Below are 17046 nucleotides of genomic sequence, written 5' to 3'. Positions count from 1 at the left end.
TTTTACTCCATAAATCTTTTAAAAAGTCGTTTATTTTGCAGGCGTAATTCTTCATAAGTACCGCAAAATCCAACTTTTTTATTTTCTAAAATGATAAAGCGATCGAGTAAATTTTTCATACTTTCTTTATCATGTGTAACCAAAATGATATTTAAATCAAAACTTTTTTTTAATTCTAAAACCAAATCGTCAAATTCGCGACTACTATGAGGGTCAAGTCCTGAGGTAGGTTCATCTAAAAAAAGTAACTTACTATCAAGTGCTAAAGCTCTAGCAATTACCACTCTTTTTTGCATACCACCACTAAGTTCGCTTGGAAATTGTTTTAAAACACTTTCGTTTAAACCTACCATTTTTAACTTCATTAAAACCAGTTCTTGTATGCTATTTTCATCTAAATGAGTGTATTCTTTTAAAGGAATGGCGATATTTTCATAAACATTAAAAAAGCTAAAAAGTGCAGCAAACTGAAAAACTACACCCCATTTTTTACGCAAAGCAAGTGCATCTTCTTCGTTGATATTTTTAAGCTTATAGCCTAAAATTTCATATTCTCCACCATCAAAATGTTCAAGCATAAGCATTTGTTTTAAAAGGACGGATTTTCCACTTCCGCTACCTCCTAAAATACCAAAAATTTCGTTTTTTTTGATTTCAAAACTTACGCCATCATGGACGATTTTTTCTCCAAATTTTGTAATGATATTTTGCGCTTTAATAACCATTTAAATTCCTGCAGAAGTTAAAATAACAGAGAATAAAGCATCAAAAGCTATCACCCAAAAAATAGCATTTACAACGCTTTTTGTGGTATAAATTCCTATGCTTTGTGTAGTGTTTTTTACCTCAAAACCACGAAAACAAGCAATAAGCCCTATTAAAAATCCAAAAATAGGTGCTTTTGCAAGTCCTATAAAGATATGTTTTATATCTACAGCTTCTCTAAAGCGTCTTAAAAATTCGGCAAAAGAAATATCAAGATTTAATTTTGCAACCATCATTCCGCCTATAATACTGATCGCATCGCTAATGGCAACGATTAAAGGCATAGCCACTACCAAAGCCATAACACGTGGAATAATAATAAATTCAAAAGAACGAAAACCCATAGTATTCATAGCTGCAATTTCATCAGTAATTTTCATCACTCCAATTTGTGCGGTATAAGAGCTTGCACTTCTTCCTGCGATCACTATGGCAGCGATTAAAGGTGCAAGTTCTCTAGTGGCTGAAATTCCCATCAAATCTACTATGAAAATATTGGCTCCAAATTGTGCGAGTTGATAAGCGGCCTGATAGGCTAAAACCACTCCTACTAAAAGAGCGGTTAAAATAACTATAGGCAAAGCTTTAAAAGCAGAATTTTCTATATGATATAAAAAAGCAATAAAGCGAAAATTTTTAGGATTTTTAAGGCATAAAAAAAGACTTGTGAAAAAAGCTCCTGTGAAATTGATGAATTTTCTTAAAATTTTTAAAAGTTCCAAACTTAATTTTCCAAGATCGATAAAGTATTCACTGAAATTTTTATGTGATTTTTTTGTTTTGCTTAGTCTTTGGTAGTTTTTTTCACAAAGTTCAAAAAGGGTTTGAAAGCGTGAATTTAAGCCTTCTTTGGTGATTTTAATATTTTTATCTTTAAGATCATTTTCCAAAGCAAGGAAAAATCTCACTCCAGCGGTATCGATTGCTTTTAGATCTTTAAAATCAAAAATCACTTCCTTGCTTTGGATCAAAGCTAAAAAATCTTTTATTTTTAACTTATAAATGCTTGTTTTATCCCAAATTCCAAAGATAAAAAGAGTGTTATTTTGAAATTTGAAATTTGTATTCATTTTATTTGCTAAGGATAAAATTTACAAGCTTTGAAACGCTAAAGCCAAAGTGTTCAAACACATCTTTGTCTTTGCCACTTTCTCCAAAACTTTCTATGCCATACACTTTATGGCAAAATTTATAAAGTTCATTAGAGTGTGCTGCTTCAACGCCTATAACTTCACCTTTTAACAATCTTTCTTGATAAGCTTTATCTTGTTTTTCAAAAAGTTCAAAACAAGGCATAGAAACAACATTACAAGCAAAACCTTGTTTTTCAAGTTCATTCGCACTTTCTAAACAAAGCCAAACTTCACTTCCGCTCGCTAAAAGTGTAAATTTAGCATCTTTGCTTTCTTTGAGTAAATACGCTCCATTTTTTACATCTCCAAAAACAGGTTCATTTAGGGCTTTGAGTTTTTGGCGTGAAAGTACAAAAGCACTTGGAATACCTGCATTTAGAGCTATTTGCCAAGCTTTGACATTTTCTACCCCATCAGCAGGTCTAAAGGTTAAAAAATTTGGCATAGCTCTAAAAGTGCTAAGTTGTTCTATAGGCTGGTGTGTTGGCCCATCTTCGCCCACGCCTATGCTATCGTGCGTGAAAATAAAAAAATGTTTGATTTTCATTAGAGCTGCTATTCTTGCGGCAGGTTTTAAGTACTCACTAAAGATGAAAAAAGTTGCTGAAAATGGTAAGAAAATTCCATATCTTGCAAAAGCATTGTTAATCGCTGCCATAGCGTGTTCTCTGATACCAAAATGGATATTTTTACCTTCTATAAAGTCTCCCATACCGTGAAGTTCTGTTTTATTTGAAGGGCCTAAATCCGCACTTCCACCTAAAAATCCTTCTAAATTTTTAGCTAAAACATTTAAAATTTCACCATTGCTATCTCTTGTAGCAAGATCTTTTCCTTTAAAATCAGGATAAACTATCTTACTAAAATCGGGATTTAATAGCCTTTCTAAAAGTTCTTTTTTACCACTTTTTTCAAGCTTATCTTTCCATTTTGCTTCTTCTAAATCCCCAAGTTCTACAGCACTTTCAAAGCGGATTTTGCTTGCTTGTGGGATATGAAAACTGATATTTGGATCAAAACCTGCTTGTGCTTTGGCTTTTTTAATCACTTCTTCGCCCAAAGGTGCACCATGGCTTTTATGACTGCCTTCAAGCTCTCCTGCACCCTTTGCTATAGTTGTTTTTGCGATGATAAGACAAGGTTTTGTGGATTTTTTAGCTTGTTCTAAGGCTTTATTGATTTCTTCATAATCGTGTCCATTTATACTTAAAACTTCAAATCCTTGTGCTTCAAAACGCATTTTTACATTTTCATTAAAGGCTAAACCTACATCGCCTTCTATAGAGATATTGTTGCTATCGTAAATGAGTATGAAATTATCAAGTTTGTGAAGTCCTGCTAAAGAACAAGCTTCATAAGAAATGCCTTCTTGTAAATCTCCATCTCCACAAAGACAATAAATTTTATGATCGATTAAATCACTACCTAGTAAATTTTGTGCTTTTTTTGCTGCCATAGCAAAGCCTACGGCATTGGCAACGCCTTGTCCTAAAGGGCCTGTAGCGATTTCTACTCCAAGAGTTGAAATTTCAGGGTGTCCAGGGGTTTTAGCATGAAGTTGGCGGAAATTTTTAAGATCTTCCAAGCTTAAATCATAGCCACTTAAATGTAAAAAACTATAAAGCAAAGCACTTGCATGTCCACCTGAAAATATAAGTCTATCACGGTTTAGCCAAGTGGGATTTTTAGGATTGTGCTTTAAATGATAACTTAAAACACTTAAAATATCTGCTAAGCCCAAAGGTGCACCTGGGTGTCCTGAGTTTGCTTTTTGCACCATATCGGCACTTAAAAATCTTAGAGTATTTGCCTGTTCTTGTAAAATTTGAATGTCCATTTTTTGCCTTTATAAGTATTGAATTATTAAATTTTGTATCATTTGTGCGAGTTTTTCATTAAGTTTTTCTAAGTCTTGTTCGCATTCACTAAGAAGATTTTCTTTTGTTTTTATGGCTTGTTCAAGTCCAAGCAAATTGACAAAAGAATTTTTATGAATATCGTTGTTAGTAGGCTTTCCGCTTTGTTCTTGACTTGTAGTTACATCGATAATATCATCATTGATTTGAAAAATCAGTCCTAGTTTTAAACCAAGTTTGTAAATTTGATTGCTTTCTTCGTTGTTAAGTTCGCAAATTTCACAACCCATTTTTAAAGCTGCAGCGATTAATCTTGCGGTTTTGTGTGTATGTAAAAACTCAAGTTCATTTAAACTCAGTCTTTTGTCTTCAAAAAAACAATCAATAGCTTGTCCTATGACCATTCCATTAAGCCCTGCATTAAAGGCAAGGGTTTTGATGAGTTTGATTTTGATTTCATCTTTTAAATGAGCATGACTTAGAACTAAAAAAGCTTCAGTATTTAAAGCATCGCCCACTAAGATGGCTGTAGTTTCATCGTAGCTTTTGTGTAAGGTTGGAATTCCTCGTCTAAAATCCGCATTATCCATAGCGGGTAAATCATCGTGTATGAGTGAATAAGTATGGATAAATTCCAAAGCCAAAGCCACATCTAAAGCTTGATTTAAAAGTTCAGGTTTATTGCTTTGTACTACGCTTAAAAGCAATTGTGCACGAAAATGCTTTCCTCCTGCTTTTAGCATAAGGGCTAAAGCTTCATTAAAAAAAGGATGAAAGCTTTCAACCTTAGGTAGATTTTTTTCTAAGTGATGGATAAAAAGTTCTTTTAAATTCACTTAGTAAGCCTTATGAAAAATTGAAATTTACCATCGCCACCTGAGTTGGCATTTCCGCCTAGTTCATTGTTGAAATTTGATAAAGGTAATTTAGTACTTTTGCGTTCAATTAAGATGCTAAAGTCATTACCAGCGCTTAAAATATTTTGTAATTCTTTAAAATTATTTAAAATAATATTATTAACGCGTAAAATTTTATCTCCTACCATAAATCCTGCATTTGATGCTTTTGATTTTGGATCTATTTTGGTTACAATAAGACTAGTATTAACCGTTAAACCAAGATTGCTTGTGAAATTTGTAATTTTTGGTTTTGGTTTAGAATCAGGAAGGTTAAATTTGCTCAAATCTTTTGCAAAAACTTCAGTAGAAATATTTAAATCCATATTATCACGCAACACTTGAAAATAAAGAGTGCTTCCGCGATCTGCAAAAAGAATTTTTTCATTGAGTTTTCTTAAATCATTGGCGGGCAAGCCATCAACACTTATAACTTGATCGTTGATTAAAAATTGTGGATTTTTTCTTACATTGTTAACATAAATTTTATTTTCTCGAACAACAAAATCAACGCCAATATCCCCCCAATAAACATCGTTATATTTCATAAAATGTTTTAAATAGCGATTGCCTATAAAAGAGCTATTATTTAAAGCAATCCCCATCATTTCACAGCATGGAGTCCCTAAAAGTCCTATTTTAGAATTAAAATCAAGTTGATCTTTTTCATCAATATTTTGAGCTAAATACTTAATATGCCCTATATAAGGTTTATTAGGATCCCAAATTCCAACCCAATCATTACGAGTAAGTTTTTCTTCATCACCCATAGGAGTAGGGATTAGGCTAAAGTCAGTTCTTACAAGATATAAATTTAAAAATGGATCGTATTTTACATATTTGTTAAGCTTAGCATTAGGTTGTTTTAATACAGCAAGTAAATTTTCACTGAGTGCAAAAGCTGGCATTCCTTCATAGTTGAGCATGCTTGCCTTATTTCTTTCATAACCTGCTAAAAAATCTTCAAATTTAGGTCTTTCTATACCAAAAGATAAAGTAAAAAGCATGCAAATAATTAAAATTTTTTTCATAATTTCATACCTCCAAAACCGCCTAAAACATCATTCGCTATATTGGAACGATTTTGCGCAACCATAGCCAAAACATCATTAATTGCAGAAATAAGTAAAATTTGCAAGGACTCTTTATCTTCAAGTAAAGAATCATCAATGCTAACATCGATAATTTCACCTTTTCCATTGGCGCTTACTTTAACAAGTCCTGCTCCACTTTTGGCGCTAAATTCACGATTTGCAAGTTCTAGTTCTATATTTTTTGCTTTTTCTTGAACTTGATTTAAAAGTTCTCCCATTTTAGAAAAATCCATATTTTCAAACATTGATTATCCTTGATTTTTTAAAATTTCATTAACAACTATTTTATCGCTAAAAGGATATTTTATCCCTTTAATTTCTTGAGTAGTTTCATCACCTTTTCCTAAAATAACGACTAAATCGTCATTTTCTTTTAGTTCTAAAGCTTTTTTTATGGCTTCTTTTCTATCTTCTATCATTAAAACTTTTTCTTTTTTAGCAAAGCCTGATAAAATTTCTTCCATGATGGTTTTTGGTTCTTCGTTGCGTGGATTGTCACTTGTAATGATAGCAATTTTTGCAAAATGTTCGACGATTTTTCCCATTAAATGGCGTTTGGTTTTGTCCCTATCTCCACCTGCTCCAAAAACAACGATGAGTTTTTTATTTTTAAGAGTGTCAAGCACTTTTTCAATGCCATCAGGTGTATGAGCAAAATCTACAATCACACCTTTTGCTACTTGTTCTACCCTGCCACAAACCCCACCAAATCCACTGATAGCATTTTCCAAGTCTTTTAAATCAGGCTTTACAAGTTCATTCACACAAGCGCTAGCAACTAGAAGATTGTAAAGATTAAAAAGTCCTAGCAAGGGCGAGTCTATGTGAAAAGTTTGATTTTTATTTGTTACAATAGCACTAATGCCTTCTTCTAAAGAATAAGCTTTGATTTGATATAAAGCAGGATTTTCTATGCCATAAGTAAAAGCATTACGCACATTAAATTTAATAGCCAAAGCATCTTTGTTGATAAATTTTAAACTCTCATCGGTAAAAAAAAGCTCTTTTGCTTCTTTGTAATTTTCAAAAGTACTGTGAAAATCTAAATGATCTTGAGTGATATTGGTAAAAATTTTAGCAGCAAAATTTAAACCTTCGATACGGTTTTGAATTAAGGCGTGTGAGCTTACTTCCATGATGAAAAAATCACATTTTTTTTGAGTGGCTATTTGTAGGTATTCTAAGGTTTTAAGAATAGGGGAGGTGGTTAAGGATTTTTCATCAATTTGTTCATCGTTGATAAAAGCTCCTCTTGTTCCGCAAAGCCCACACTTATAACCTAAATCTAGTAAGATAGAATAAATCGCTGCTGCGGTTGTGGTTTTGCCATTGGTTCCTGTGATTCCTATGATTTGAATCTTTTCATCGATTTTTAAAAGTTTTTTACACTCATTTACATCAATGATTTTCGCACCTTTTTCTAAGGCTTGAGCGTGAAATTTAGCATTTTGTGTGGTTTGTAAAAAAAAGCATTCTTTTTCACACTCTAAGGTATTATCTGTAATGAATGAATTTTCAAGTTTTAATTTCACTTTTAAATCCTATGAGTTTTTCTTGGAGTTTGATAAATCTATCATTTGCCCAAAAATGAGGCATAACATTTTCTATATAATTTAAAGTCATATCTTTATAGCCATTATCAAGTAATTTTTCCAAAAAATCTAAAAAATCATCACGATTATCAATAACTAATTTAGTGCTGTTAATGATATTTTCAAAACTTTTTTGAAAGCCAAGTTCTTCTTCGCTTTTTAAAAAATCTTGATAATTTAACGCATACCCATCTTCAAATTCGTTTTCCTGTTTGTTTTCTTGTTTTTTAAATTCAATTGTACTTAAAATTTCTTCTAAGTCTTTATCAATGCTAGAGATTTTGTAATGTTCTATATAAAAATCAAAGAGTAAAGAAGCTTCTTTAGGAGATTTTAAAGCAAGATCGCAAAGGCAGATAAAATTTAGCAAGCGTTTATTTTTGCGTTTTTCATAAGCCATAGAAAAATACATTTTTGCAGTTTTAAAATCTTTCTTGTAAAAATGTTCAATTCCAAGTTTTTTATAATTTTGCAAATTCGTCTGCTCCGCCGTTTAAATTGATTATAGTGATTTCTGGATGAATATCAATCTTAAGTTGCCTTTCAAGACCGTATTTTAGCGTTGTTCCACTCGATGCACAGCCTTTACAAGCTCCTATTAAATGGATATAAACGATCCCATTTTTAATTCCTAAAAATTCAAGCCCTCCGCCATCACGTTCAAGCATAGGCAAACTCTTTTCTAAACTTGCTTTAACAGGATTTATAAGCTCTTCATCACTAAAAGGCATCATAATTTATCCTTAAAAATTTTTATATACTTTAGCGTGATTGTGTTTAAAAAAAGGTAAATTAAGGCTTGAAATTTAAATAAATTAAAAAGGTTCGTCATTATCTTGCGCGCTAAATCCTAAATCATAAACTGTAAAGTTTTTATTGCCAAAAATTCCATTTAAATTTCTAAATGATTGTTGCAGAATTTCTTCGTTTTTTTCATATTTTAAGAAGCTTAAATATTCTTTTAAAAAATTATTTAATTCTTCGGTATTTAAATTTTTAATTAAAAGATTTAAATTTTTATCAATAAGCGTAAAAAGTTGTTTTTTTAATGCGAGTGTAGAATTTTTAATTTTTACATTGTTTAAAAAAGCTAAATTAACCTTGCAAATACCTAACAAGAATTCGCTATAGTTTAAATTTTTTCGAATATTTTTACTTTCAAATTCTCTAATATCACTATCTTCATAACCTTTTTTTTCTAAAATTTTATCCAATAAAATCTTATGCTTAAAACAAACACTATCACTAATTTGCTTAAAATCGTTACATATATCTGGATGCTGTTTTAAAAAAGCTATAAGTTCTAATTCTGCAATGTGAATTTTTTCTTTAGGAAAATTGTATTTATTTTGAGAAATTAAAGGGGTTTGTATGATTTTTTTTGAATTTTGTGATAAGACAATAAATTTTTCATCCACTTTTAATAAATTTGAAACTAGACTAGTGTAAGAATTTGCCACTAAAGGTTCAAGATTAAAGGTGAATTTTTGTATAGTTTCTAAAGCTTTTTGTTTATCAAGAGCAGAAATTATGGAATGAGTGGATATTAAGCGTCTGATATAAAATTCACCGAGCTCTATTCCTTCATCGAGTATATTATGAAGTTTTGTGCTTTCATTTTTTGCTACGAGCTCAGCAGGATCTTTTCCGCCTTGTAAAATTGCCACTTTACCGTCTATTTTGTTTGTGCTCAATAAAAATGCAGATCGTGTCGCAGCTTTTAATCCTGCCTTATCATTGTCAAAACATAAAATCACTTTTGCATCATAACGGCGGATTAAGGGTAAATGATGTTCGGTTAATGCTGTTCCAAGAACTGCTACAGCATTGTTAAACCCTGCTTTGTGAAAAGCTATTGCATCCATGTAGCCTTCACATACTATTATTTCTTTTTTTTTGGCTATATTTTCTTTAGCGATGTTAAAAGCATAAAAAATTCTACTTTTATCAAAAAGTATATTTTGGGGTGAATTTACATACTTTGCCGGTACATTGGGATTTAAAGTACGCCCTCCAAACCCTACTAATAAGTCTTTATGATCGTAGATTGGAAAGGTGATGCGCCATATAAAACTTGCGTAAAATTCATTATTTTCATCTTTTTTTAAAGCTCCAACATTCATAGCATCTTCTAAAGGAATTTTTTGATTTTGCAATAATCTTATACTATCTTCACTTGCTCCTGCAAAACCTAATTCGAATTTGGCTATATCTTTGTCATTTAAAGCTCTTTGGTAAAGATAGGTTAAAACTTCTTTGTGGTGTTTGAGATTATCTTTAAAATACGCATTTAAGATCGGTAGTATAGATTTTAGCTCTTTTTTATTTTCTTGTTTTTCTTTTGTATAACTCAAAGTAAAATTACTAAGGCTTGCAACTTTTTCAACTGCATCGGAAAAACTTAATTTTTCATAATCCATTACAAATTTAAAAACATCTCCACCAGCCTTGCAAGCAAAACAATGATAAAAACCTTTGGTAGGATTGATATGCATAGACGGGTTTTTATCTGCATGGAAAGGACAGATACACACAAAACTTGAGCCTTGTTTTTTTACTTCAATATAATTTTCTATAATATCAACAATATTAAGTCTTTGGGATAAATTTTCTATACTTTCTTTAGTTATCATTTTATAAACCTTGTTAAAATTATACAAAGATTTGGCTATAATTTGGCATAAATTTTTTTAGAGCGAGACTATGGATTTTTTCTTTGTAGAATACAGAGACCCTTTAGTAGGGCTTATAATTTTAACCATTTTAGTATTTGTTGTAGCTGTTGCAAATTATATTTGGAAAATATTTGCTAGCAAAGATGAAGAACAAAAGCTTGAAAAATTTATAAAAAAATTTGAAATGGATAATGCTCATAAAGAGTTGTTAAGAAATAGTAGTTTGAGTTTTGGAAATTTAAGTTTTTTGGCCGAAATTTTTACTAAAAGCGGGGAATTTGAAAAAGCAACTCAAATTTATTTGATTGCTCTTGAAAAATGTAAAGATAAACAAGAAAGAGAATTTATTTTCCTTTCTTTAGCAAAAGTTTATTTTAAAGCAGGATTTTTAGAGCGTGCAAAAGAAGTTTTATTACAAGCTTTAAAACTGCGTCCAAGAAATATACAAGCCTTAAAACTTTTAAAAATTGTTTATTTAAAACTTCGTTCTTATAAAGAAAATTTAGAACTTTTAGAATGTCTTTTTGAGCTTAATGAAGATGTGCAAAAAGAGCATGATTTTATCAAAGCTTTGGAACTTTGTACTTTTAATATCACTGATGAAGAAAAAAAGAAAAAACTTTTAGAATTTAAAATAGAAGATAATCCTATGTTAGGGCGTTTAGTTTTTGAAAAATATCATATGTTTTTAGGGCAAAATTTTTTTGATATTTGTGATTTGCTTTATAGAGAAAATGAAGCGTTTAATTTAGAAAATCAAGATTTTTTAGAATTCTTTTATGCTTTGGGTAAAATTTCAAAGCATGATGATACGCATCAGTTTGTTTTTAAAAATTCTAATTTTAAAATGTTAAAAATTTTAAAAGATAATTCTTTTAATGCGGGGTTAGAATTTTCATATCGTTGTTCTGAGTGTAAAAATGTTATGCCTTTGTTTTTTTATCACTGTCCTGTTTGTTATGAGTTTAATACTTGTAAAATTATTTATGAAGTGAAAAACAATGAAACACATTGAAATTTATACAGATGGTTCATGTCTTAATAATCCGGGTTTTGGCGGATGGGCTTATATTTTGCGTTATAAGGAGTATCAAAAGGAAGGTTTTGGAGCTGAGGCTAATACCACTAACAATAGAATGGAGCTAATGGCAATTATTGAATCTTTGAAGGCTTTAAAAGAGCCTTGTGAAATTTCGCTTTTTACAGATTCTAACCTAATGGTTCAAAGTATTAATGAATGGCTAGAAGGATGGATAAAAAAGGATTTTAAAGGTAAAAAAAATATAGATTTATGGAAGGAATATATTAAAGTGGCAAAATCTCATAAGATTAAGGCTTTTTGGGTAAAAGCACATAATGGACATTTGGAAAATGAAAGGTGTGATACATTGGCGCGTGAAGCTGCTTTGAAAATTGCAAGGGAAAATGATGAAAAACATTGAAAAACTAGAGCAGAGTTTAACTTATGAATTTAAAGATAAAAATCTTCTTATACATGCTTTAACCCATAAAAGTTTTAAAAAATCTTACAACAATGAACGCTTGGAATTTTTAGGTGATGCTGTGCTTGATTTAGTTGTGGGTGAATACCTTTTTCATAAATTCGCCAAAGATGCCGAAGGAGATTTATCTAAGCTTAGAGCGGCTTTAGTGAATGAAAAGTCTTTTGCAAAAATTGCAAATAGTTTAAATTTGGGCGATTTTATTTTTATGAGTGTTGCTGAGGAAAACAATGGAGGAAAAGAAAAGCCTTCTATACTTTCAGATGCGTTAGAAGCCATTATAGGTGCTATACATTTAGAAGCTGGGTTTGAGTTTGCAAAAACTATTGCTTTAAGACTTATAGAAAAAAATTTCCCTCAAATTGATGCAAAAATTCTTATAAAAGATTATAAAACAAAATTACAAGAGATTACACAGGGAAAAATCGGACAAACTCCGCAGTATGAAACAGTGCGTGCTTTTGGTCCTGATCATTTAAAGCAATTTGAAATCGCTTTAATACTTGATGGTAAAGAACTTGCAAGAGCTATTGCGGGAAGCAAAAAAGAAGCACAACAAATGGCAGCAAAAATTGCACTTGAGAAATTAGGAGCTTTATAGTGAATACCTTTGGTACGAGATTGAAATTTACAAGTTTTGGTGAGTCTCATGGTGTGGCTGTTGGATGTATTATTGATGGAATGCCTGCTGGAGTTAAATTTGATGAAGAATTTTTACAAAATGAGCTTGATAAACGCAAAGGCGGAAGTAAATTTGCAACACCAAGAAAAGAAAGCGATAAAGCTCAGGTTTTAAGCGGAGTTTTTGAAGGATATACAACGGGTCATCCTATAGCTATAGTAGTTTTTAATGAAAATGCTCATTCTAAGGATTATGATAATTTAAAAGATCTATTTCGTCCTGCTCATGCGGATTTTACTTATTTTTATAAATATGGCATAAGAGATCATAGGGGTGGGGGTAGATCAAGCGCTAGGGAAAGTGTTGCTAGAGTGGCTGGTGGCGCAGTTGTAGCGATGCTTTTGCGTGAATTTGGTATTTGTGTTCAAAGTGGTGTTTTTGGAGTAGGAGCTTTTGTATCAAATTTGAAAGAAGAAGAATTTGATTTTGAATTTGCTAAGAAAAGTGAAATTTTTTGCCTTGATCCAAAACTAGAAAGTGACTTTAAAAGTGAAATTTTAAATGCTAGAAATTCAAAAGATAGTGTAGGTGCTGCTGTTTTTACAAAAGTTAGTGGTATGCTTGTGGGACTTGGAGAAGTTCTTTATGATAAGTTAGACTCTAAATTAGCTCATGCTTTAATGGGAGTTAATGCTGTTAAAGCAGTTGAAATAGGCGAAGGTATTAATGCAAGCAAAATGCGCGGATCGTGTAATAATGATGCTTTAAAAGATGGTAAGTTTTTAAGCAATCATAGCGGAGGAATTTTAGGAGGAATTTCAAATGGAGAAAATCTTATTTTAAAAACTTATTTTAAACCTACTCCTTCTATTTTTGCCAAGCAAGAAAGTATAGATAAATTTGGCAATAATTTGGAATTTGAACTCAAAGGTAGGCATGATCCTTGTGTAGGTGTTAGAGGAAGTGTTGTAGCTAGTGCTATGGTACGTTTAGTTTTGGCTGATTGTTTGCTTTTGAATGCGAGTGCGAATTTAAACAATTTAAAAAATGCTTATGGATTAAAATAAAAAAAGCCCATTTTCATGGGCTTGATTGCAATATTTTGAAAAGATTCAAATACTATATCGCTTGTTTTGCTAAATACTTTATACTTTAACTAATAAAAAATTGATTAATATCAGCCTTATTTTCAAAAGCTATACTTGTATAAGCTTGATTTTTAAATTTAAGTTCATAGCTTTTTCCTACTTCGTGTTTAGTATAGGTAAGGGCTATTTTTAAGGCAAGTTCTAAGTCTTTTTCTGAAATTTTTTCATCTACCAAAGAGTAAGCTCCGATTAAATCTCCAAGTTCTATTACTTCATATTTAGGAGTTTTTAAACCTTTTAAAAGAGTATTTTCAAGTTCATTTCTACCTATGATCATTTTAGCTCCATTGGGTAATCTTAAATGACGACCATATTTTAAAAGTTGTGCGTCATTAACCTGCATATCTTTGTCAAATTCTATAAAATCTCGAATTTTTTTAGCAAAACTATCAAGAGTTAGCAAACAACCTCCACCTGGACTTTCAAAGTCTTCTAAGCCAAATTTAGCTGCAAGTTCAAGTTGTCTTTTGCGACTTCTTCCACTAATACCTTCGAGTTTTTCTCTATCTACCCAACCTTCTCTTTCGGGTTTGGTTAGTGGTAGGTTTTTTGCACACATAGGACGCAAGATTAAATCTTCTTCATCAAGGGCAAGTTTTTTAACCTTTGCCATCGCATCACTTCTTTGACTCATAGGGCGTTGTCCTAAAACTTCTCCTGTGATGATAAAACTTGCATTTTCTTCTTTTAACATAGCAAGAGCAGTTTTAAACATAAAAGCATGACAATCTATACAAGGATTAAAATGTTTGCCATAGCCATATTGTGGATTAAAAAGCACTTCTTGAAGATAGGAATTTCTTACATCTATCATTTCAAAATCTGCACCTACCATTGCCGCACGCTTTTTCATGATTTCGCTTTTATCACTTGTGCTTCCAAAACCTATGTTGATATTTAGAGCTTTAACTTCTATGCCTTGTGCAGTGATGAGTTTCATTGCAAGCATACTATCAAGCCCACCGCTAAAAAGAGCTAATGCTTTCATTTATGTTCCTTTTTTAAAAAATAATTTTGTTAGTATAAATAAATTTGATTTTTTTGCCGATATGAAATTTGTAATTGTATCAAATAATTTTAAGATTACAATTATTTTTGAAGGTTTACTATGAGAAAATTACTCTCTGTTGCACTAGTTGCTTGCTTTATTGGTTCTTTTGCTTATGGCAAAACTGAGAATAATAAAAGCCCACAAGTTAGAAGTTCTTGCGTTGATTATGAAATAAGATTGAAACGATGCAATTCTTTGCCTACTCAATATCAAAGACAAATGTGTCGTTTGGGCTTATTTGCAGCTTGTAAATAAAATAAACAAGTCCAAGTTAAATGCTTGGGCTTTAAAATTTCTAAGGAGTTATTATGGATAAATTAACAATCAATGATTTTAATGTTTCTTTACCAAGTTCTCAAAATGTTACAAATCGTAAAGAAATTTTAGAATTAAAAAAAGAAGAGAAAGATAAAATTCCCGTGCAAGATCTTTCGAGTTTAAATAGCGATGGTGTTAAGGTTGTTTTTGAAAATAAGCAAGGTGAACTTATAGCTTTAAATTTAAGCGATGAAAATTATAGTAGTTTGCAAAAAAATTTCGGTTCTTATACGAATTATGTTGCTAGAAATGATGGTAGTATAAGGCTTAATGGCGAAGCAAATCAATTTGTTTCAAATTGGTTTGAAAGTGTAAAAGATAATTTCGGTTCTTTAAATTCAAATTTAAATAATAAACAACAAAGTGTAAAATTAAATTTTAATACAAGTACCCTTCAACAAAGTATGCAAAATTTAGGCTTTAAAACAAGCGATGAAAAAATATCTGATGATGCAAATATAGAAGAAAAATTAAATTTTTTTATTGATAAAGATGTAAATAAAGATGGTAAAGTTGATGATAGTGATGTTAAAGAACCTAGCATGAGAGAAATTTTAAGCGACATTAAAGAAGCATCAGGTGGTGGAGCTAATGCTATGAAAACCATAGATCCGCAAAAAATCAATAAAAAAGATGATAAGGAAAATAATATCAAAGAAAAAGAAGACGAAGATTTGCTTCAAAAAGCTCAAGAAAAAGGTTTAAGTGCTTTAAGTGCTGATGAGCAGGCAAAGCTTGAGGCTAGCAATCCTGAAGAATTTGAAAAACTGAAGCAAAAATCTTTGCAAGAATTAAGTCAGAATTTAAGTAAAGATTTTCAAAATAAAATTGAAAATCAAGAAGCACAAATTGTAGATAAGAGAGTGTAGTAAATTATAATTTTACCCTCTTAAGATTTTAAAATCATATATAATAGGTAGTGTAATTCTTAAATCCCCGTTATAGTATGGAAAATTTAAAGAAGCTTTTCTTATGCTTTCTAAAGCACTTTTATCTAATAAATCATATCCTGAGCTTTCTATGATTTTTAAATCTGCTAAAGTTTTATTTTCTTTCCATAAAAATTCTACTTTTACAGTTCCTTGCATACGCATTTTTTTTGCTTGCCTTGGATAAAATTGTGCTTGTTGTATAGCTTTTTGGATTTCTTTTAATACAGGGTGATTATCTTTTCCTTGTGTCAATTGGGTGATTTTAGGTTTGACATTTGTATCAGTTGTTTTTGTAAAAGTTTTAACTTCTTGAGTTGGTGCTATTGGGGTTTTATTTGGTATTGGATGTGAAAGTGTTTTTTTTATCTTTTTTTGCATTTTTTCAGGAGTTTTTTTAATAACTTTTGGCTGAGGTTTTGGTTTGATAGGTTCTATAATGGATTCTGTTGGTTTAGTCTCATTTGTTGGATTAGTTTGGGTAAACTGTTTTATTGCTAAAGAAAAAGAATCTTCATTTTTAATTTCCATTTTAAAAAAGTCATTTGAGTGAAAAATGACAAAAAGCAAAGGTATAAAGACTATAAAAGTTATATAAGAAGCTTGGTATTTATGATTTAAAAATAAAGTTTTCATTTGTTTTTCTCAGTAAGAATTTGAAAATTTTCATGTTCTTTGGCTTTTAAAAAATCTATAATTTTTACAAAGCTTTCAAATTTAGCATTTTTATCGCTTTTTAGTTCTACTATGGTTTTTTTATCAAGTGAAAAAATAGCATTTTGAACTTCATTTAAATCAGCTAATTTATCATTTAAATAAAAAGTATTTTTTTCGTCTATGGTTATAAGAAGTTTTTTTTCATTATTGCTTATATTGGTAGCATTTTCACTTGAAGGAAGTGAGATTTGAATTTTTCCATGCGCAATAAAGGTTGAAATACTAAGTACTATAGCAAGCAAAACAAGCATAATGTCTATAAATGGAACTATATTTAAACCTTCATTTTTTGGTAGTTTAAGCATTTTTATTTGCCTTATAAGCATTGCTTAAGAGGGAAACTTTTCTAAGTAAGGCATTATAAGCCATTAAAGCAGGAATAGCAACCAAAAGTCCCAAGGCTGTAGCTTTAAGAGCTAAAGAAAGTCCTACGACTATAGATTTGACATCTATATTGCCCGCTAAGCCCATTTCGTAAAATGTAACCATGATGCCTATTACAGTGCCTAAAAGTCCTATATAAGGGGCATTGGAATAGATGATATATATAGTGGTTAAATTTTCACTAATCGCATCATCAAATTGCTCTTGATTCTCATAATTTTTAAAGTTAATTTTTCTAAAAAATAGCATTCTTTCTACGACACACCAAAAAGCTATAAATCCCATAATTCCTAGAATTAAAAAGATAATTAAATCGATGTAATCTTTTAGAAATTCCACATTTTTCTCCAAAAATATATTTACT

Annotated in this window: 20 protein-coding genes; 6 read left to right on the top strand and 14 right to left on the bottom strand. The window is 30.7% G+C overall.

Features of this window, described 5'->3' with window-relative positions; genetic code table 11:
• Window positions 1–2: 2 nt before the first annotated feature.
• The 10 genes from ELQ11_RS06525 to dnaG form a co-directional block, all read right to left on the bottom strand.
• Window positions 3–725 carry an ATP-binding cassette domain-containing protein gene (locus ELQ11_RS06525; RefSeq protein ID WP_134225209.1) on the bottom strand — a complete coding sequence of 241 codons (723 nt, stop codon included), beginning with the start codon at window positions 723–725 and terminating at the stop codon, window positions 3–5.
• Entirely contained in the window at window positions 726–1835 is a 1110-nt protein-coding gene (locus ELQ11_RS06520; RefSeq protein WP_002871259.1) for an MlaE family lipid ABC transporter permease subunit, read from the bottom strand.
• A gap of 1 nt (window position 1836) precedes the next feature.
• The gene (tkt, locus tag ELQ11_RS06515) at window positions 1837–3735 is read right to left on the bottom strand and encodes a transketolase (protein WP_070292835.1); all 1899 of its coding nucleotides are present in this window, start codon (window positions 3733–3735) and stop codon (window positions 1837–1839) included.
• A 9-nt stretch (window positions 3736–3744) separates the two neighbouring features.
• Window positions 3745–4590, bottom strand: a complete 846-nt coding sequence (locus ELQ11_RS06510; RefSeq protein WP_002851379.1) for a polyprenyl synthetase family protein — start codon at window positions 4588–4590, stop codon at window positions 3745–3747.
• Window positions 4587–5681 carry a PDZ domain-containing protein gene (locus ELQ11_RS06505; RefSeq protein WP_052858758.1) on the bottom strand — a complete coding sequence of 365 codons (1095 nt, stop codon included), beginning with the start codon at window positions 5679–5681 and terminating at the stop codon, window positions 4587–4589. The genes ELQ11_RS06510 and ELQ11_RS06505 overlap by 4 nt, the downstream gene beginning before the upstream one ends.
• The gene (locus tag ELQ11_RS06500; protein WP_002871256.1) at window positions 5678–5989 is read right to left on the bottom strand and encodes a YbaB/EbfC family nucleoid-associated protein; all 312 of its coding nucleotides are present in this window, start codon (window positions 5987–5989) and stop codon (window positions 5678–5680) included. The genes ELQ11_RS06505 and ELQ11_RS06500 overlap by 4 nt, the downstream gene beginning before the upstream one ends.
• Before the next feature lie 3 nt (window positions 5990–5992).
• Window positions 5993–7276, bottom strand: coding sequence for a UDP-N-acetylmuramoyl-L-alanyl-D-glutamate--2,6-diaminopimelate ligase (locus ELQ11_RS06495; RefSeq protein WP_126264513.1), 1284 nt, complete (start codon window positions 7274–7276; stop codon window positions 5993–5995).
• On the bottom strand, window positions 7260–7811 hold the full coding sequence (locus tag ELQ11_RS06490) for a hypothetical protein (protein ID WP_002871254.1): 552 nt from the start codon (window positions 7809–7811) through the stop codon (window positions 7260–7262). Before ELQ11_RS06490 ends, ELQ11_RS06495 begins: the two co-directional genes overlap by 17 nt.
• Window positions 7798–8070: a NifU family protein gene (locus ELQ11_RS06485; protein WP_002871253.1), complete on the bottom strand. Its 273-nt coding sequence runs from the start codon at window positions 8068–8070 to the stop codon at window positions 7798–7800. Before ELQ11_RS06485 ends, ELQ11_RS06490 begins: the two co-directional genes overlap by 14 nt.
• Before the next feature lie 81 nt (window positions 8071–8151).
• Window positions 8152–9969, bottom strand: coding sequence for a DNA primase (dnaG, locus tag ELQ11_RS06480; RefSeq protein ID WP_072224108.1), 1818 nt, complete (start codon window positions 9967–9969; stop codon window positions 8152–8154).
• A gap of 70 nt (window positions 9970–10039) precedes the next feature.
• On the opposite strand from dnaG, the gene ELQ11_RS06475 reads away from it, so the two are divergent.
• From ELQ11_RS06475 to aroC, 4 genes are read left to right on the top strand one after another with little or no spacing between them, the layout of a single operon-like run.
• A complete protein-coding gene (locus tag ELQ11_RS06475; RefSeq protein WP_002868888.1) occupies window positions 10040–11026 on the top strand; it encodes a CDC27 family protein in 987 nt (328 codons plus the stop codon).
• Window positions 11013–11453: a ribonuclease HI gene (gene rnhA, locus ELQ11_RS06470; RefSeq protein WP_002851277.1), complete on the top strand. Its 441-nt coding sequence runs from the start codon at window positions 11013–11015 to the stop codon at window positions 11451–11453. The genes ELQ11_RS06475 and rnhA overlap by 14 nt, the downstream gene beginning before the upstream one ends.
• Window positions 11440–12114 (top strand): ribonuclease III, encoded by a 675-nt coding sequence (gene rnc / locus ELQ11_RS06465; RefSeq protein ID WP_002871251.1) that lies wholly within the window; start codon window positions 11440–11442, stop codon window positions 12112–12114. Before rnhA ends, rnc begins: the two co-directional genes overlap by 14 nt.
• On the top strand, window positions 12114–13202 hold the full coding sequence (gene aroC, locus ELQ11_RS06460) for a chorismate synthase (RefSeq protein WP_072224107.1): 1089 nt from the start codon (window positions 12114–12116) through the stop codon (window positions 13200–13202). Before rnc ends, aroC begins: the two co-directional genes overlap by 1 nt.
• Window positions 13203–13287: 85 nt before the next feature.
• On the opposite strand, the gene ELQ11_RS06455 is transcribed toward aroC, so the two are convergent.
• The gene (locus ELQ11_RS06455; protein ID WP_002858967.1) at window positions 13288–14271 is read right to left on the bottom strand and encodes an MnmA/TRMU family protein; all 984 of its coding nucleotides are present in this window, start codon (window positions 14269–14271) and stop codon (window positions 13288–13290) included.
• Window positions 14272–14391: 120 nt separating this feature from the next.
• Between ELQ11_RS06455 and ELQ11_RS06450 the strand changes: the two genes are divergently transcribed.
• A complete protein-coding gene (locus tag ELQ11_RS06450; protein WP_002781938.1) occupies window positions 14392–14589 on the top strand; it encodes a hypothetical protein in 198 nt (65 codons plus the stop codon).
• A gap of 53 nt (window positions 14590–14642) precedes the next feature.
• Complete coding sequence (locus tag ELQ11_RS06445) at window positions 14643–15521, top strand: hypothetical protein (RefSeq protein WP_002883125.1); 879 nt, start codon at window positions 14643–14645, stop codon at window positions 15519–15521.
• A gap of 12 nt (window positions 15522–15533) precedes the next feature.
• Here the strand turns inward: ELQ11_RS06445 and ELQ11_RS06440 are convergent, their stop codons facing one another.
• Genes ELQ11_RS06440 through exbB form a run of 3 tightly spaced genes read right to left on the bottom strand, consistent with a single transcriptional unit; the run spans window position 15534 to window position 17021 of the window.
• Complete coding sequence (locus ELQ11_RS06440; RefSeq protein WP_126264515.1) at window positions 15534–16217, bottom strand: energy transducer TonB; 684 nt, start codon at window positions 16215–16217, stop codon at window positions 15534–15536.
• Window positions 16214–16603: a TonB system transport protein ExbD gene (gene exbD / locus ELQ11_RS06435; protein WP_002851470.1), complete on the bottom strand. Its 390-nt coding sequence runs from the start codon at window positions 16601–16603 to the stop codon at window positions 16214–16216. The genes ELQ11_RS06440 and exbD overlap by 4 nt, the downstream gene beginning before the upstream one ends.
• Window positions 16596–17021: a TonB-system energizer ExbB gene (gene exbB / locus ELQ11_RS06430; protein WP_126264516.1), complete on the bottom strand. Its 426-nt coding sequence runs from the start codon at window positions 17019–17021 to the stop codon at window positions 16596–16598. Before exbB ends, exbD begins: the two co-directional genes overlap by 8 nt.
• Window positions 17022–17046 lie beyond the last annotated feature (25 nt).

This window comes from Campylobacter sp. US50a, assembly GCF_004379015.1.
GTDB lineage: Bacteria > Campylobacterota > Campylobacteria > Campylobacterales > Campylobacteraceae > Campylobacter_D > Campylobacter_D jejuni.
Note: the sequence above shows the minus strand (reverse complement) of the source record. Positions and strands in the feature narration are given on the sequence as shown.

Coding starts and splice junctions, on each gene's coding strand:
- ELQ11_RS06455 (WP_002858967.1), bottom strand. CDS start 14,271: ATGAAAGCATTAGCTCTTTTTAGCGGTGGGCTTGATAGTATGCTTGCA.
- tkt (WP_070292835.1), bottom strand. CDS start 3,735: ATGGACATTCAAATTTTACAAGAACAGGCAAATACTCTAAGATTTTTA.
- ELQ11_RS06440 (WP_126264515.1), bottom strand. CDS start 16,217: ATGAAAACTTTATTTTTAAATCATAAATACCAAGCTTCTTATATAACT.
- ELQ11_RS06445 (WP_002883125.1), top strand. CDS start 14,643: ATGGATAAATTAACAATCAATGATTTTAATGTTTCTTTACCAAGTTCT.
- rnc (WP_002871251.1), top strand. CDS start 11,440: ATGAAAAACATTGAAAAACTAGAGCAGAGTTTAACTTATGAATTTAAA.
- ELQ11_RS06520 (WP_002871259.1), bottom strand. CDS start 1,835: ATGAATACAAATTTCAAATTTCAAAATAACACTCTTTTTATCTTTGGA.
- ELQ11_RS06475 (WP_002868888.1), top strand. CDS start 10,040: ATGGATTTTTTCTTTGTAGAATACAGAGACCCTTTAGTAGGGCTTATA.
- ELQ11_RS06500 (WP_002871256.1), bottom strand. CDS start 5,989: ATGTTTGAAAATATGGATTTTTCTAAAATGGGAGAACTTTTAAATCAA.
- ELQ11_RS06505 (WP_052858758.1), bottom strand. CDS start 5,681: ATGAAAAAAATTTTAATTATTTGCATGCTTTTTACTTTATCTTTTGGT.
- dnaG (WP_072224108.1), bottom strand. CDS start 9,969: ATGATAACTAAAGAAAGTATAGAAAATTTATCCCAAAGACTTAATATT.
- rnhA (WP_002851277.1), top strand. CDS start 11,013: ATGAAACACATTGAAATTTATACAGATGGTTCATGTCTTAATAATCCG.
- ELQ11_RS06450 (WP_002781938.1), top strand. CDS start 14,392: ATGAGAAAATTACTCTCTGTTGCACTAGTTGCTTGCTTTATTGGTTCT.
- ELQ11_RS06525 (WP_134225209.1), bottom strand. CDS start 725: ATGGTTATTAAAGCGCAAAATATCATTACAAAATTTGGAGAAAAAATC.
- ELQ11_RS06485 (WP_002871253.1), bottom strand. CDS start 8,070: ATGATGCCTTTTAGTGATGAAGAGCTTATAAATCCTGTTAAAGCAAGT.
- exbD (WP_002851470.1), bottom strand. CDS start 16,603: ATGCTTAAACTACCAAAAAATGAAGGTTTAAATATAGTTCCATTTATA.